This window comes from Williamsia herbipolensis (genome assembly GCF_036153515.1).
Taxonomy (GTDB): Bacteria; Actinomycetota; Actinomycetes; order Mycobacteriales; family Mycobacteriaceae; genus Williamsia_A; species Williamsia_A herbipolensis.
Genome location: NZ_CP108021.1, coordinates 4,100,551 through 4,116,074 on the forward strand (window position 1 = coordinate 4,100,551; position 15,524 = coordinate 4,116,074).

The 15,524-nt window shown below is 63.3% G+C and carries 16 protein-coding genes; 8 read left to right on the plus strand and 8 right to left on the minus strand.

Annotated elements, in window-relative coordinates; translation table 11 throughout:
* Positions 1-37: 37 nt before the first annotated feature.
* Positions 38-229 (plus strand): hypothetical protein, encoded by a 192-nt coding sequence (locus OG579_RS19080; RefSeq protein ID WP_328857225.1) that lies wholly within the window; start codon positions 38-40, stop codon positions 227-229.
* A 180-nt stretch (positions 230-409) separates the two neighbouring features.
* On the opposite strand, the gene OG579_RS19085 is transcribed toward OG579_RS19080, so the two are convergent.
* Positions 410-2,173 (minus strand): hypothetical protein, encoded by a 1,764-nt coding sequence (locus tag OG579_RS19085; RefSeq protein ID WP_328857226.1) that lies wholly within the window; start codon positions 2,171-2,173, stop codon positions 410-412.
* A gap of 244 nt (positions 2,174-2,417) precedes the next feature.
* Here OG579_RS19085 and OG579_RS19090 point away from each other — a divergent pair, with 244 nt between their 5' ends.
* The 6 genes from OG579_RS19090 (at position 2,418) to OG579_RS19115 (ending at position 7,087) form a co-directional block, all read left to right on the plus strand.
* Positions 2,418-3,437: a nucleoid-associated protein gene (locus OG579_RS19090; RefSeq protein ID WP_328859298.1), complete on the plus strand. Its 1,020-nt coding sequence runs from the start codon at positions 2,418-2,420 to the stop codon at positions 3,435-3,437.
* Positions 3,430-4,431: a hypothetical protein gene (locus OG579_RS19095; RefSeq protein ID WP_328857227.1), complete on the plus strand. Its 1,002-nt coding sequence runs from the start codon at positions 3,430-3,432 to the stop codon at positions 4,429-4,431. Before OG579_RS19090 ends, OG579_RS19095 begins: the two co-directional genes overlap by 8 nt.
* Before the next feature lie 426 nt (positions 4,432-4,857).
* On the plus strand, positions 4,858-5,343 hold the full coding sequence (gene msrB, locus OG579_RS19100; protein ID WP_328857228.1) for a peptide-methionine (R)-S-oxide reductase MsrB: 486 nt from the start codon (positions 4,858-4,860) through the stop codon (positions 5,341-5,343).
* Positions 5,340-5,885: a peptide-methionine (S)-S-oxide reductase MsrA gene (gene msrA, locus OG579_RS19105; RefSeq protein ID WP_045820840.1), complete on the plus strand. Its 546-nt coding sequence runs from the start codon at positions 5,340-5,342 to the stop codon at positions 5,883-5,885. The genes msrB and msrA overlap by 4 nt, the downstream gene beginning before the upstream one ends.
* Positions 5,886-6,075: 190 nt before the next feature.
* The gene (locus tag OG579_RS19110) at positions 6,076-6,600 is read left to right on the plus strand and encodes a hypothetical protein (RefSeq protein WP_328857229.1); all 525 of its coding nucleotides are present in this window, start codon (positions 6,076-6,078) and stop codon (positions 6,598-6,600) included.
* Positions 6,601-6,727: 127 nt separating this feature from the next.
* Positions 6,728-7,087, plus strand: coding sequence for a hemophore-related protein (locus tag OG579_RS19115; RefSeq protein WP_328857230.1), 360 nt, complete (start codon positions 6,728-6,730; stop codon positions 7,085-7,087).
* A 75-nt stretch (positions 7,088-7,162) separates the two neighbouring features.
* On the opposite strand, the gene OG579_RS19120 is transcribed toward OG579_RS19115, so the two are convergent.
* A complete protein-coding gene (locus OG579_RS19120; protein ID WP_328857231.1) occupies positions 7,163-8,758 on the minus strand; it encodes an FMN-binding glutamate synthase family protein in 1,596 nt (531 codons plus the stop codon).
* Between the two features lie 114 nt (positions 8,759-8,872).
* Entirely contained in the window at positions 8,873-9,910 is a 1,038-nt protein-coding gene (locus tag OG579_RS19125; protein ID WP_045820844.1) for an aliphatic amidase, read from the minus strand.
* A 162-nt stretch (positions 9,911-10,072) separates the two neighbouring features.
* Between OG579_RS19125 and OG579_RS19130 the strand changes: the two genes are divergently transcribed.
* Positions 10,073-11,143 carry an AAA family ATPase gene (locus tag OG579_RS19130; protein ID WP_328857232.1) on the plus strand — a complete coding sequence of 357 codons (1,071 nt, stop codon included), beginning with the start codon at positions 10,073-10,075 and terminating at the stop codon, positions 11,141-11,143.
* A gap of 28 nt (positions 11,144-11,171) precedes the next feature.
* Here the strand turns inward: OG579_RS19130 and OG579_RS19135 are convergent, their stop codons facing one another.
* The 5 genes from OG579_RS19135 to OG579_RS19155 form a co-directional block, all read right to left on the minus strand.
* Complete coding sequence (locus OG579_RS19135) at positions 11,172-12,266, minus strand: alkene reductase (RefSeq protein WP_328857233.1); 1,095 nt, start codon at positions 12,264-12,266, stop codon at positions 11,172-11,174.
* Positions 12,267-12,328: 62 nt separating this feature from the next.
* A complete protein-coding gene (locus OG579_RS19140) occupies positions 12,329-12,583 on the minus strand; it encodes a YrhB domain-containing protein (protein ID WP_328857234.1) in 255 nt (84 codons plus the stop codon).
* Complete coding sequence (locus OG579_RS19145) at positions 12,580-13,953, minus strand: WXG100-like domain-containing protein (protein ID WP_328857235.1); 1,374 nt, start codon at positions 13,951-13,953, stop codon at positions 12,580-12,582. The genes OG579_RS19140 and OG579_RS19145 overlap by 4 nt, the downstream gene beginning before the upstream one ends.
* 286 nt (positions 13,954-14,239) lie before the next feature.
* On the minus strand, positions 14,240-14,941 hold the full coding sequence (locus OG579_RS19150; protein ID WP_328857236.1) for a hypothetical protein: 702 nt from the start codon (positions 14,939-14,941) through the stop codon (positions 14,240-14,242).
* 43 nt (positions 14,942-14,984) lie between these two features.
* Positions 14,985-15,470 carry a hypothetical protein gene (locus tag OG579_RS19155; protein ID WP_328857237.1) on the minus strand — a complete coding sequence of 162 codons (486 nt, stop codon included), beginning with the start codon at positions 15,468-15,470 and terminating at the stop codon, positions 14,985-14,987.
* Positions 15,471-15,524 lie beyond the last annotated feature (54 nt).

The window sequence follows — 15,524 nt, forward strand, 5'->3', positions numbered from 1 at the left end:
AAACTGCCCTTCTTGCACTACAACGTTTGGAGTTGACATGGCAGAACGAGTCATCATCGAGCGCGCCGATTGCACCTGGGGATGGCCGCTAATTGTCAACGGGAACATCGTCGCGACTGATGGCGACCAGGGTTACGAGAACGAAGATTTTTGTCGCACGATGGCGGACCGCATCATTGGCGAGGAATTCTCAGATGCCGACAAGAAAATCCGACGGCAGAAGAAGTAATCGCTTCATGAGATCGGTCGTGTATGTGGCCTTGTAGTCAGATGCGACTATCAAAATAGTCTGATAGGCCTATCTTAGTTGTGCTTGCGCAATGCGATAGCACTTGTGTAAGCATTCGGTCCGTCCTTGTACGCCCGCGAGGCTGTCAACGTTTCATTGTCTGAATTAGCGTTCGTGCTTCTACCCGTATAGAAGTTCGTGCGCGGCGAAGTCCGGGTCGTGATCACCGGACAACATTCGCTGTTCCCACGCGAGTAAGGCCACATTGCCTGGTAATTCCTCGACGGCGTGAGCGGCCAATACTACCGCCTCCTCGTGTCGGCCAGCTGCCTCCATTTGATCGGCGGCCTCCAGCTGCAGCAGTGAGTCGATGGCAGCCGGAAGTGGGTCTTCCTTACCCGTGCACCGAGCGGCGTGGCGGCTCAGAGCAAGTCTTGACCACTGGTCAGCAGTCCAAGATGGAAGGATTCGATGGTCGCAAAGAACGCCGACAGTGAAGGCTATCGGGGTAGGCGAGTCGAGGCAATGCCCGTACTCCTCGATGAACTCGACCGAAATGGTGCTGCGGTCTTGCGGGTGCAGCAAATCATGCCAGAGCACGTACAGCGCCACCATTGTGGTCTTAGCGTCGCCGTCTGGTAATCGTGGCACTGTGTTCTCGATTTTTTCGATCACGGCTGAGAGGTTGAAGCCGTCGTCGTTCTTGCCCGAACGCCACGACAACAAGGCCTCGACTGCACCATTAAACCACCTCGCGATGCTCATCTTGCTAAAGGCTTCTGCATTGCCGATCCAGTACTGAGGTGCTAGTTGCACACGAACTTGACCCGGCAACGCGTCCCAATAGTCCCAGGCTTCGGGCTCTTTCACTGGCGCATCGGCAACGAAACGCATCAGGACGTGGCGGGTCAGTCTCCACAGACCGGCCAGGGTGAGAATCCGGTCGAACTTGACTTCAAAAGTCGTCTCCGCGCCGTCGGCGAGAAGCCAGGCCTCCGCTCCAAGATCCTGCAGGACATGGCTTCGCCGCGATCGAATGTCATACGCAATCCCCAACATTCGCCCAAGATCGACCGCCCGCGGCGGCCGAACCGCGTTGCAAGCCTCCTCCCGATAATAGGCGGGGGAGATCCGGGCGAGGGTAGACGCGACGAACCGTCGTTTAAGACCCGCGCGATCCGCTTCTAAGATTGCAGTTTGTACTTGCGCGGCGTCGGCGGCGTCGAGGTGGCTCAGCGCAGAGTCAATAATTTTACGTTTCGTTGAATCGTAGCGATCCCATGTCGCCGGAGTGCTCAGGTGGTCGTCGCCGAGTGATTCCAATGCCGCGACAATATCGGTATATGCGCCAGTCGGGTCATCGATGGCGCGTCGCGTCGCATCCACACTGGTCCGGATGACCCTCATGCAACGCGCGAAGTCCTGGCGTCCGAGCGAGATCAGATCGGTCATGAACGTCCGGACGCCATCCCATTCGGTCCCGCCAACGGCCTGCGCTTCGTCGAACAAACCGGGAAACATGCTGGCAGCGCTGTGGTGTTGACCAGCTGAGTCGGACGCCCCGACCAAGCGATGAACCTGATCAGCGTTGCGGCTGAGCGTGCGATTTAGCGCGAACGACGTGACATATGCAACATCGTCGATCAGCTCATCGCCGCCTGTCGCGATTAGTAGCGAAGCGCTGCCATCGAATTTTTGCGCTTCGAGCCGGTCAACCGCTTCAATCATCACCGTAGAAACGGAAGCGAACTCGGTCGACCCCGTAATGGTGCCGACTGGCAGACTTACGGACAGGGGATCCGGTAGCCACACGTTGGTATATAGCGTGCGTCGGTGAAGGCTTTGTCGTACCTCCATATCGGGCCGAAAGTAGCGGCCAGCAGAAATTTGCAGCATCAGTTGTCCACGAAGTTGGAACGGTGTCGGCGGCTTATTCTTGGTCATGTCAGCGTCTATGGATCTCGTGGTCGTTTAGTCGGGCCGACACGTGTGCGGCCCGCTGGATGTCGCAGGTCCGCCTCGAACTGAGCCCAACCAGTCGGATGTTGCAGTTCACTTTCGTAGCCTGCTTCGGCGCGCCTGCCTCGTATGGCCTGGATTTAGTGCAATCATCGTGCCAAGAATACTTGATGCAGGAGGGCAAGTGGTCAAGTTCGAAGCGGGAACGTTCCGGCCAACTGAAGTAATAATGCATCCTATCCCAAAAGGTAGGGCTACCGAGGCGTCCGAAGCAATTCTGTACTCTGAAGCGCCAATTTCGCTGAACGAAGATGATCGGACCTTTATTCAGAGACGCCTTCGCCAGAGTCTTGCGGGATATTCGCGACCCGTCGTGGAGGACCCTCACCTCGCGTCCGGAGTCCCGGCGATGATTAAGGAACTACTGACTTCGTCAGAGAATCTAGTAGCGCACAGCTGCAAAATCGCAGAAAGCTTGTATAAAGAGCAAAAAGCGGTCAGTCCCGGGGGCCTAGTGATGACCGTGGTCGGAACGGTTAGCTCGCGACGGTGTTTAGTGATAGCAAAAATGGAACACCAAGAGGGAATGCGAGTCGAGCAAGCTACCAACGACGACGGTCAGCGAACCTACAAAGCCGAGCATCTCCGTGACCTTATTCTTGGCGATGGTACACGAGTGTTTAAGGTCGGCGCCTTCTCGGCGAGAGATGCAGATTCGTTCGATGGCTACGTGGTGGATGATCAGCAGCGCTTTGGCGGCGTGGCAGAATATTTCGTATCTTTTCTTGGGTGCCAGTTCCGTGAGCAAGCCGACGTGCAGACGGAGACATTCTTGACTGCTGCACAGAAATTCATTACTCAGAGGACTCGGAATGATCCTGAAGCAAATGCTCAGTATGAGATTGCGTTGCTAGCAGAAATGCAAAGCGGAAGCAAAATGATTCGTTCAGAAGACTTCGCAGCCGCTCATCTGCGCGCGGAGGATCAGGATCTGTTTCTGGGCGTCCTACGTGATGAAGGGTTGCCTACTAAGTCGTTCTCCAAAGACACAGCCTTAATAAAAGCAAAAATTCGTCGTCTCCGAATTACCACTGAACGAGGCGCAGATGTGTACGCTCCCCCGGAAATGTTTCAAGATGGGTCTCTTTCTGTTGAACGCCAGGACGGAGATACGTCGCTTATTCAGTTGCGAGATACGGTCAAACAAATGGGCGGAGCGAGCGGCAAGCGTCAAGCGCAAGATGACTGAGCCGTCCGCTCATGAGCAAGCCAGGCTCAGGTATATCCAGGAGCGCCCAAGGTTCGTTGTAGCCGAACAAAAGTTGAGACACGCGCTGACCAGCTTGGTCGCGGAGCACGGGGTAGCCCACACTCGTATTAAGGTTCGGACGAAAGAAATCGGTAGCTTTGTTAAGAAAATTCGTAAATATGGCGACGATTGCTGGGAAAAAACGACCGACAAGGTTGGCGCACAAATTACCGTTCAAACCCTGGCCGATGTCCGTCAAATAGTAGCGGTACTCGAGGCGAGTCCGCTCGATCTAATCCATTTAGCTACGGATGCCAAGTCCCCGTATACGGGCGACCCGCGAAAATTGCAGTATTCCGGGGTGCACGTCCAGGTTGGACTCGCGGACACCACGACCAGCGACGGCGAGTCAATCCAGTGCGAAATCCAGATCCGCACTCAGGCGCAGGACGTCTGGTCTCACCTGGAGCATGGTCTCATCTACAAGCCTGTCCTCGACCCATCCCCAGCTATCGCTCGCAAGATCGCTCGCCTGTCGGTGCTCGTTGAGATGTTCGACGAGGAGGTGGACGACGCCATGAACGAACTCATTGCAGACCCCCGGTACCGTAACGCTCTCTTCCTGAGAGAAGCCGAACGGTGGTACCTGACGTTCTCTCCAGAATTCGGTGAGCGCGACTTGTCGATGCATGTACTGAATCAGATCGAAGCTGCTCTGGCTGATGTGGAAACAGGTACCTACACCGAGGTGCTCCGGGCGTTCGTGGAAGCTCATCGGGATCAGATCGCGCATGCGCTAACGGACTACGGCCCGGGCTCCGAGTACGAAAAAGACTTCACCTATTTTCTCTTCACGCAGCCCGAGGCTCTGATTGTCTGGGAGCGGCTAGAGAGTCACCGGCTCACGGTAGCAGCCTCAGTAAGAGGGACGGAGCTCGAATCGGCGGTCGCGGCGCTGGCTGACGTCTGGGGAGACCCACTACCGACAGTCTAGGCGTGGCGAGAGTGCCTGGCCACGCGCGACCGCGGGTTTGCTTCAAGCGCCGCTTGGTGCGAAATGCGCGGGGGAGCCTCTGCTAAACACGCACGCTAGCATTACTCGCAGCCCGATCGGTCGAGTGCGCACGTTCGCAACCCTGAGATTGCGCAGAACTGTGGATTTTCCGAGCCCAACGCGTTCCGAAACATCTCGTGCGCTAAGTCCGGAAGTGTAGAGCCGAACTACGTCGTTTCGGTGCCGGTCTGCCACACGCGATCGGATTGGCATGCGCGCGCGCTGCCCGTGGTCAAGCCTGTCCTTGCCGGGGCTTGGGGTGTTGGTAATGGCGCCGGCTAGGACTTCCGCAGCTCGGGACCAAAACCTGCGCCTCGTACGTTGAGTCAGAGGACGCCGCAGCCAGCGGCTTCGTAGGAGGCAATTGTGACCACTAGTTATCGGAAGACCGACGACGCCGTGAGCGGTTTGACGCCCGATCAGTACCGCGTGACCCAGAAGGACGGCACCGAGCCGGCGTTCGCCAACGAGTACTGGGACAACCACGAGCCCGGGATCTACGTCGACGTCGTGTCGGGTGAGCCCTTGTTCTCCTCGACCGACAAGTACGACAGTGGAACGGGCTGGCCGAGCTTCACCAAGCCCATCGACGACGCCGCGGTCACCACCAAGAGCGACCGCAAGCTGCTCATGAAGCGCACCGAGGTCCGCTCGGCCAACGCCGACAGTCATCTGGGCCACGTCTTCGGCGACGGCCCGCGCAACGCCGGCGGCCAGCGGTACTGCATGAACTCCGCGGCGCTGCGGTTCGTCGGAGTCGACGATCTCGAGGCCCAGGGCTATGGCGAGTACCGCGCACTGTTCACCACCGACACCACGTCCGACTCGAGCACAGAGGAGCACACACGATGACCACCGACACCGGAGCACTCACCACCGCCACCGGCACCGAGACCGCCGTTCTGGCGGGCGGCTGCTTCTGGGGCATGGAAGACCTCATCCGTCGCCGCCCCGGCGTGATCTCCACGCGCGTCGGCTACACCGGCGGCACCAACGACCACGCCACCTACCGCAAGCACCCCGGCCACGCCGAGGCCGTCGAGATCGTGTTCGACCCGTCGCAGACCACCTACCGCGACATCCTGGCGTTCTTCTTCCAGGCGCACGACCCGACGACCAAGGACCGTCAGGGCAACGACCGCGGCTCGAGCTACCGCTCGGCGATCTTCCCGGTCACCCCCGAGCAGGAGAAGGTGGCGCGCGAGACCATCGCCGACGTCGACGCCTCGGGGCTGTGGCCCGGCAAGGCCGTCACCACGATCGAGCCCAGCGGCCCGTTCTGGCAGGCCGAGCCCGAGCACCAGGACTACCTGATCCGCAACCCCGGCGGGTACACCTGCCACTACGTGCGACCGGGTTGGGTCCTCCCCAAGCGCGACGAGGCCAACGCCTGACAGCCACGCCCAAACGCGACGCCCTCGCTCCTCTCGGAGCGGGGGCGTTGTCGTGTGAGCACCTTCGAGAGTGACTGCCGGACCCGGCAAAGCGCGCAGACGCACCCGCAATCTGGGCGTCTCGTGGCAAACACCTGTCGATATCGGTCGCAGAGGCCGTAGAGGGCTCACTCGGTGGAACCGTGCAGGTATGCCTCGCATCGTGTCGTCGAAGAGAATTGCCGCCGTCGTGACCGCCGTCGGTGCGGTCATGGCCATCACCTGCGCGGTCGCACCCGCGGCGCAGGCCGACAGCCCCATCAGCGACGCCGTGGCGATCGCGAACGGGGGAGTGGCGCTGGTCCGCGGCGCGACGTTGTTGCACAGCAACGACTTCGGCGAGTACGGCTGCGAGGACTTCGTCGACGCCGCATTCGGGAAGACCACCGCGAACGGCATCCCGCATGACGCCGCCCTCGCGTTCTACAACGGACTCGCGGCGGCAGGTCAGGGTCACACCACGCTCCCCGCGCCACCCGGCGCGCTGGTGTTCTCGCAGGGCGAAGACGGCGGCCACGTCGACATCTCGATCGGCAACGGCGACTACGAGAGTGGTGGAGTGCAGGGCTTCGCCCCCGGATATGGCGACGGCACCGACAACCAGATCCTGCCGTCGGCGAACCTGGGCGCGTGGACGTTCGTGGGCTGGGCCTACGCGCCGTGGAGTGCGGTCTGACCCCTACAGACTCGTCACCTGAAGGACCTCTGAAGACCTTCACGACATTTCCGACGTTCTCAGGCTCAGCACAGGATTCCGGGCGAGATTCGACCGTGCATCACAGCGATGACACCTGAGGAGAACCATGACAGCCACCGGACACACAACTCTCTGGACCCGACGGGTGGGTGCGGCGGCAGCCGTCGCACTCGGCGTGGGTCTGGCCGCGGGGATTCCCGCCGCCACCGCCTCGGCCGCCCCGGCGCAGTGCACACCGCAGGCTCGCGCGGCTGCCGTCGCACAGGCTGCACCGGCGATCGCGGGTGTGCTCGCACGTCATCCCGACCTCGCCGCCGAGCTCGCTCATGTGCGCACCCTGCCGAAGGATCAGCGACGCTCCGAGATCCGCGCCTTCCGCAAGACCCACCGCGAGGAGTTCAAGGAACTGCGTGCGGCTCGCACGCCGATCCGCGACCACCACAGGGAGTGCCACCCGAAGCGGTGACACGCCATCGCTGTGCCCGGCTGATCACTCTCAGCCGGGCACAGTGCTATTCGCGACAGCTCGAACCCGCCGCGGTCAGCGGCTGAACGCGGCCGGGGTGAAGGTGTCCGGATCGGCGAGGAGCCAGTCCTCGGCCCAGCTCGCCGGGGTGTCGGCGACGAGTTCGCCGGGCTCGAGCCACTCGTAGATCTCCGAATACGCCTGCTGCGACACCGGGCCGAGGCGTTTGCGCAGCATCGACGGGTGGAGCGCGGCGGGATCGGTGACACCCATCGACGCCATGATCCGCATCGCCTCGGCGACGGTGGCCTGCTGGTATCGGAACACCCGGTGGCCCTTGTCGGTGACGTCGAGCGCGCGGGCACGAGCCGGATCCTGCGTCGCCACGCCGACGGGGCAGTGATTCGTGTGGCACCGCTGCGACTGGATGCAGCCGATCGCCATCATCATCGCGCGGGCGGAGTTGGTGTAATCGGCTCCCTGAATGAGGCGTTTCACGATGTCGGAGCCCGTCGCGACCTTGCCGCTGGCACCGACACGGATCCGGTCGCGCAGACCGACACCGACGAGGGCGTTGTGGACGGTCATCAGGCCGTCGGTCAGCGGGAGCCCGACGTGATCCTCGTACTCCAACGGCGCTGCGGCAGTGCCGCCCTCGGATCCGTCGACGATGATGAAGTCGGGTGTGACGCTCTCGACCAGCATCGCCTTGCAGATCGCGAGGAGTTCGACGCGCGACCCGACACACAGCTTGAACCCGACAGGCTTGCCATCGGCGAGCTCCCGCATCCGGGCGATGAACTGCACCAGGCCGCGGGGGGTGGAGAACTCGGCGTGACCGGCCGGGCTGACGCACTTCTGGCCCTCCGGGACACCGCGATAGCGGGCGATCTCCGCGGTGACCTTGGCGGCCGGCAGCACCCCGCCGATGCCGGGCTTGGCGCCCTGACTCAGCTTCAGCGACAGGCACTTCACCGCCTCGTGCGCGGCCTTCTCCGCGAACTGTGCCGCGTCGAAACGCCCCTCCGACGTTCGGCAGCCGAAGTAGCCCGATCCGATCTCCCACACCACGTCACCACCACCGAGGTGGTACGGCGTGAGTCCGCCCTCGCCCGTGTCGTGTGCGAAGCCACCGCTTGCGGCCCCGGAGTTCAACGCCCGCAACGCGTTACCCGACAGTGACCCGAAGCTCATCGACGACACGTTCAACAGCGACATGTCGTACGGCCGCGTGCAGTCGGGACCGCCGATCCGTACGCGCGGAGGATCGTCGGGCGGGTCGACCGGCGCGATCGAGTGGACCAGGTACTCGTACCCGTCGGCGTCGAGATCGCGTTCGGTGCCGAACGACTGCTCCGCCGCGGTCCCCTTCGCTCGCTCGTAGATCAGGGACCGGACATCGCGGTCGAACGGACGACCGTCGACATTGCGCTCGATGAAGTACTGCTGCAGTTCGGGCCGGACCGCTTCGAGGAGATAGCGCATGTGCCCGAGCACGGGATAGTTGCGCAGTACCGAATGTCGGGTTTGTGCGAGATCGTAGACACCGACTGCCGCAACACATCCGAGCACCGCCGCGACGACGAACCATCCCCACGGGCCGAGAACACCTCCGACCACCGCGCCGACGGTGAGCAGGACCAGTGTTCCGACGAGCGCGATGCGGGTCACCCTCGGACGATATCGCGCGCCGGCAGGAGGAGCTGCCCGATGCGGGGGAATCGTGGTGACCGGCGTCGGTCCGCCCGTCGCCCGGACCTCGCCGCCAAGAGTTCGAGGACTACGTCAGGCCTCCATCACCTTCTCGGTGGGGAGCTCTCCGACCGGGCACTCGGCGACGCCGATGGTGTCGCGGGTGATGGCCTCCACGGCCCGCTGTGTGGCCTCGGCGTCGGTGACCCAGTTGCGATAGAAATCGAACGGGCACTCCGCGACCCCCTTGTCGCCGTCACCGCCGGCGAACACTCCGGTGTAGCCGCGGTGCAGGAGCTTGAAGAGGTGGTTCTGCGACTGGTCGTACCGCCGCGCGTCGCGAATCGTCGACAGCGACAGCTGGGCGTATTGGATCCCGTACTCCTCCTCGCCGCATTCGCCGAGCGTGCGGCCGTCGAACCCGATGATCGAACTGTGGCCGAAGTACGAGTAGACGCCGTCGAAGCCGGTCGCGTTGGCAACGGCGACGTAACAGTTGTTCGCCCACGCCATCGCTTTCGCCATCAGCACCTGCTGATCCTTGGCCGGGTACATGTAGCCCTGCGGGCGCACGATCAACTCGGCGCCCTTCATCGCGCAATCCCGCCAGATCTCCGGATAGTTGCCGTCGTCGCAGATGATCAGAGAGATCTTCAGCCCTTTCGGGCCGTCGCTGACGTAGGTCTGACCGCCCGGATACCATCCCTCGATCGGCGTCCAAGGCAGTATCTTTCGATACTTCTGCACGATCTCGCCCTGATCGTTGATCAGCACCAACGTGTTGTACGGCGGCTTGTTGGGATGGTCTTCGTGCCGCTCGCCGGTGATCGAGAAGACGCCCCATGTCTTCGCCTCCCGGCAGGCCGCGGAGAAGATGTCGGTTTCATCGCCGGGGATCACCGATGCGGTCTCGTACATCTCGTCGGAGTCGTACATGATGCCCTGCGTCGAATACTCAGGGAACACAACGAGATCCATCCCCGGCAGGCCGCTCTTCATGCCGACGACCATCTGTGCGATGGCCTGCGCGTTCGCCAGTACCTCGGCGCGGGTGTGCAACCGCGGCATCTTGTAGTTCACCACCGCCACTCCGACGGTGTCCGGGCTGGAGGAGATGTCTCCGTGTCGCATGTGCGCTCCTGACGGGGCCGTGGGTGGGCGTGCACCCTCACGCTAGAGCGGCTGTGGTGTCGGCACTGTTACCGCGAGGTTCGCGGTGGATGAAGGACTTTCGGCGCTGCGCGACCTCATCGGGTGCTCTAGGTTCGCACAGGAGGGAACGGAGGGCGCGCGATGTCGGGCTACATGAACGAGCGTTTCCGTGCCCTCGACCCCACCGCCGGGTTCCGCCTCGGCGATCTGCGATCGCCTGGTGCGCTGGCCGACGGGCTGCGGAATTCGATCATCGGCCAGGACGATGCTGTCGACGCGGTGGTGAGGGCGATGACCATCGCGGCCGTCGGACTCCGCGATCCGCGACGTCCGATCGCCTCACTCCTGCTGGTCGGCCCCACCGGTGTCGGCAAGACCGAACTCGCCCGCCAGGTCGCCCGTCATGTGCGTGGCGATGCCGACAACATGTGCCGCATCGACATGAACTCTCTTGCCCAGGAGCATTACGCGGCGTCGCTGTCGGGTGCGCCACCCGGGTACGCCGGGTCGAAGGAACAGTTCTCGCTGTTCGACCGCGAGACGGTCGAGGGCACCGTGTCGCGGCCCGGAATTGTGCTGTTCGACGAGGTGGAGAAGGCGCACCCGACCGTGTTGCGGGCGCTCCTGCAGATCCTCGACACCGGCACGCTGCGCCTGGCGTCGGGGACGTCGACGATCGACTTCCGCAACGCAATCATCCTTCTGACGTCGAATCTCGGGTCGCGAGAGGTGCACGACATGCGGCGGCCGGGGGCCCGCGGGCCGGCACAGTGGGCCGCCTCGGTCATGCGTCGGATGAGTGGGCGCGGTGCGCGGTCGGAACGTGACGTGGTGCTCGACGCGGTACGCGACTTCTTCGACCCCGAGCTGCTCAACCGCTTCGACGAGGTCGTCACCTTCACATCGCTCGACGACGCGCACGCGCGCCGCGTCGTCGATGCCGAGATCGATCACCTCGTGGAGGCCCTCGCCGCCCGCGGTGTGCGCGCGACGGTGACCGATGCCGCCCGATCGACGCTCGTCGATGCGGGTTTCGACCCCCGGTACGGCGCCCGCGCGTTGCACCGCGTGATTCGCGCCGAGCTGCACGCGCCGATCGCCGCGCTGCTCACCGCCGCTGACGGACAGTGCTCGACACACCTGATCGCGGATGCGGACGCGACCGGACTGATGGTGACCGCGTCACCGGCGCTGGTTCTTCCGCCGGACTGATACACGTCACCGGTGGATCTGATCGGTGTCAGGCGTTCTGGGTCTCCAGCGACGGGTAGTCGGTGTAGCCCTCGGCGCCCGGCGCGTAGAAGGTGGCCTGGTTGGGCTCGGTGAGCTCGGCGCCCTTCTTGAGACGCTCCACCAAGTCGGGGTTGGAGATGTACCAACGGCCCACGATGACCGCATCGGCGGTGCCGTCGGCGACGAGCTTCTCGAGCTGCGCGAAATCGGACTCGATGGCGAAGCCGGTGTTGAGCAGGAACGGCACGGTGATCTCGGGACGCAGCGTCGCGAGCACGGGATCGGTGGGCTCGATGAGGAAGTGCACGTATGCCAACGGGATGTCGGCGATGGCGCGAAGCAGTTCCTGGTGCACGGGCACGGTGTCGGACTCGTTCATGCCGTTGGCCTTGTGACCGGGGCTCAGGCGGATACCGACCTTGTCGGCGCCGATCTCGTCGACGACGGCCTTCACGATCTCGATGACGATGCGCGCGCGGTTGGCAGGCGAGCCGCCGTATTCGTCGGTGCGCTGGTTGGTGTCGTCGCCGAGGAACTGGTGCAGCAGGTAGCCGTTGGCGCCGTGGATCTCCACGCCGTCGAGCCCGGCGTCGATGGCGCGGCGAGCCGAGGTGCGGAAGGCGTCGACGATGCCGGGGATCTCGCTGGTCTCCAACGCGCGGGGGGTGACGAGGGGGACGCTGCCGTTCGGGCCGTGGGCCTTGCCGTCGGCGGCGATGGCCGACGGGGCGACCGGGTCGCCGCCGGGGAGATCGGGATGCGCGACGCGACCCACGTGCCACGTCTGCACGAAGATCTGGCCACCCTCGTTGTGGACGGCCTCGGCGATCTCGGCCCATTTGGCCTGCTGGGCGTCGTTGTGGATGCCCGGGGTGTTCATGTACGCGCCACCGGCCGAGGCGCTGGACTGCGTGGCCTCGGTGATGATGAGGCCGGCGCCCGCACGCTGGCGGTAGTACTCGGTCTGCAGGTCGGTGGGGGTGCCGTCGGACTCCGCGCGCAGGCGGGTCAGCGGTGCCATGAACACGCGGTGGGGCGTGTGGATGACGCCGGAGTCGAAGGGCTTCAGCAGCGGGGAGTCATCGTTGAGCGTGTAAGTCATGCTCGGGTCAACACGGCGACAGGCCGAGGTCAATCCCCGATGCGACGCACGTCACGTTTGGACTATGCACCTTCTGGCGGGGATTCCAATCTCACGTCACCGTCAGCCTTCGAGACCCGGACGGGATGGTTTCCCGCCAGCGCTGCTGAGAAGTTCCCATTCTCTACGAAGTCGCGCCCGTCGTAGGGGAAGTACCAAGCGTCGTCGGTCTCGCGAATGTGCGGTTCGAGTATCACGATCTCGAACTCCGATCCCGATGCAATCCGTGCAACCCTTGCGAGTGCCTTCTGGTGCGCATCGTCGTAGCTGATCATCATCGATACCTCATGAAAAAGAAGTGGTCGAAGCCGTCGAACGAAGCTTCGCTGCCAATTTGTCCGTCCAAGTAGCGGACGATACCGCCCTGGTTCACGGCGTTGAAGACGTGCCCCACCCCGCCATTGCGGCCACCATATACGACCCCTCGGGCGCCGTCCCCGGCCGATTGCATGACCGAATCGATGTCCGCTTTACCGGAGGATGGAGTGAATTTTGATCCAAACATTTTCTCCAGCACGGACGGGTGTTGCGGCTCGCTGAGCACCGCTGAGACCTTCTCGCCGTCCAGCACTTTATCGGTGGTGGCAACGCAATTGACGCAATTGTTCATGCCGCCGCCTGGGTTGACGTTCCTTATGGAGCCCGCATCCCCGACTGCGGCGTGCTCGGTTTTGGTCGCCGCTGACGCAGCGCGCTTGACTGCGGCTTCTTCTATCGGCTTCAGCTTGGCGAGTACCTCAAATGCCCTTGCAGCACGAGGTTTCGCTGCAGCGGCGATCCCGCGCGCCGCATCGATGAGGACTTCGATGATTCGGCGGATCTTCGCTGCGGCGGTGGCTATACGGGCGGCTACTGCAGCTTGGGCTGCGATCTCGTCCAGGCCCGCGGTGAAGAACGCGAGGGCGGCGCCGGCGGCTTCGATGGCCGCCGTCTCGATGATGAGTTCCTTGAGTGTCGAGATGATCTCGTGGTGGGCCTCATCGAGATGTGCCGCATATTCCGAGCACGATGAGCCGATCTGCGTGAACACCGATGACAGCTCGCGAAGGTGGTTGCCGGTGTCGGTGCAGGCCTGTGCGGCGGCCGCGGATTCAGGACTCTTCTGCGCCGATGCGGCCGAGGCGGCGGCGCTCGTCGGCCCTGCTGCGCTGTCGAGTTGGGCTGCTGCGGCCTTCCACGCACCGTCGGCGGCGTGAAGTCGGTCCTGGTGACCGTTCGGCCAGATGTAGCCGACCAGACCCTCGACGAGTGACCACCCGGGCGGCCCGCCGCCACTTCCGCCCGCGGCCGGCGGTGGTGATGGTGCGGAGAGCGTCGGCGGCGTGGGGGGTCCCGCAAGCGACGCGCCGCCGCCGCCGATGGTTGCCGATGCATCGGCGTGCGAGTGGTTCTCGCCTGTCGCGTGGAGGCGGAGGGCGACGTTGCCGGCTGCGCCGACGGCCGAGGCCGCGGCCTTCAGCGCGGCTTGCGCGCCCTCGTCGTAGCTGTTCGACCACTCGACTCCAGCGTTGTCGGAGCCGCCCATGCCCGACGAGCCGCCCAGTTCACCTGCCAGCAAGGAGACTGCGCCGTGAGCGGCCTCGGCGACGCTGGACATACCCGAGGCGGCCTCGGCGTACTGCGCCGGATCGACGACGAGCGTGGGCACCGCCTAGCCTCCATTTCCTTCGCTGAAGCCGGGTTGTTCTCGTCTTAGTTCGAATGTCGCAGTGCCGCTGAGGCCGTGAGGCGGTCGGTCTCGGCGCAATGACGCGAAGGTTGAGCGGCTACTCGATGTCCGTTTGCCACCCTTCGTATCAGTGGTCACTTCATAACCCTGTACGGCGGTGCTCACCCCGAGGCAAGCTCGTTGTCCTCCAGGGGAAGTGGGGCGTCGGCGCGGAACTGCCGAACGCGTGCCCGGTGGTGACGAACGGCTGCGGGGTAACCACGATTCACCTCATCCGTTGGACGATCGCGAGTGCAGCCATCGCGAGGGTGTCCTCTCGCAGGGGATACGGCGTGTCGTACAGGTAGAGGCAGAAGTCTTCGCGGGGTCGGTTACCCGTCGAGCAGAAGGTGAGGAGGCCGATCTCATTGTCGTCTCGGTCCGTGATCCGCATTCTCAGCGGAGGCTTGAGCATTGCCGGCGAGAACAACAACAGGACGACGAGCCCGATCATTTCCCATGCAGGATCGCGCAGTTTGGTGAACGGGGCAACAGATCGGCGCCACAGACCATCTCGCCGCCGCTCGGTGAGTGTGTACGCCGACGAGCGGTCCGGAGTGTTGATGGTCCACGACGAACGCAACCATCTCTTTTCCGGTATCGCGCTCACGCAAACCTTGCCCGCCGTGTTCTCGACAATGCTCGCTTCGCGAGCGCCGTCTCCGGGGCTGATCCGGTACTCGTGATCGGCAAGAGTTCGAGCCGCCGAGACCGTCACAGGGAGGCGTCGCGGCTCAGCGGGGTGGCCGACCCAAAATAGTTCTCGCAGATCAGTTGCGCCATCGTGTCCCAGCGCCGGAAGGAACTCGGCTTTGTCGCCGAGGCACATGACACGAAGATGCGGTGGCTGCGTCTCGCGACGCAGTCGCGATCCACCGCGCTTGCCGCGCCGCGCACGCTCGAGGTGCCTGGGCAGTTGATCGGTCACGGTCGCTCGGCGTCGTTCTCGGCGACTGTGGTTGCTTCGCTACTCACACGGTCCGCTGCATCGCGGCGAGGATTCCTGCTGTGAGCTCGGGGTTGTCGAGCGGGAAAGGAGCATCCCCCAGATAGATCGAAAAGTCTTCGCGTGGTTTGAACAGGCCCGGACTGAACGTGACGACTCCAGCTTTGTTGCGGCGACCGTCCCTGATTGTCATCTGCACCGGTCCCTTGAAGAAGCTGAGGGCCATTCCCGGGATCGCGAGAATGAACGCATCGCCATCAAGCCGGCTGGCAACGCCAATCGTTCGTCTCCACAAAGCATCTCGAAAGCGCTCGGAGATCGAAAAAAGCTTAGTCCCGTTCGCGGAATGGACTGTCCAGTGCGTCTGCACCACGCAGCGGAAGCGATGTGCTCTGACGGATACAAGCACCTGTCCGTGTGGGTCCTTGGCCTCGGTGATCCGACTCCCGAAACGCGGTCGGGTCAGAACGTAGAGAGGTTGATCGGTGGTCTGAGTCGCCGAGACCGTCACCGGTTGTCGTCTTGGTCGATCAGGGTGGTTGATCCATAACAAAGGAATGAGACG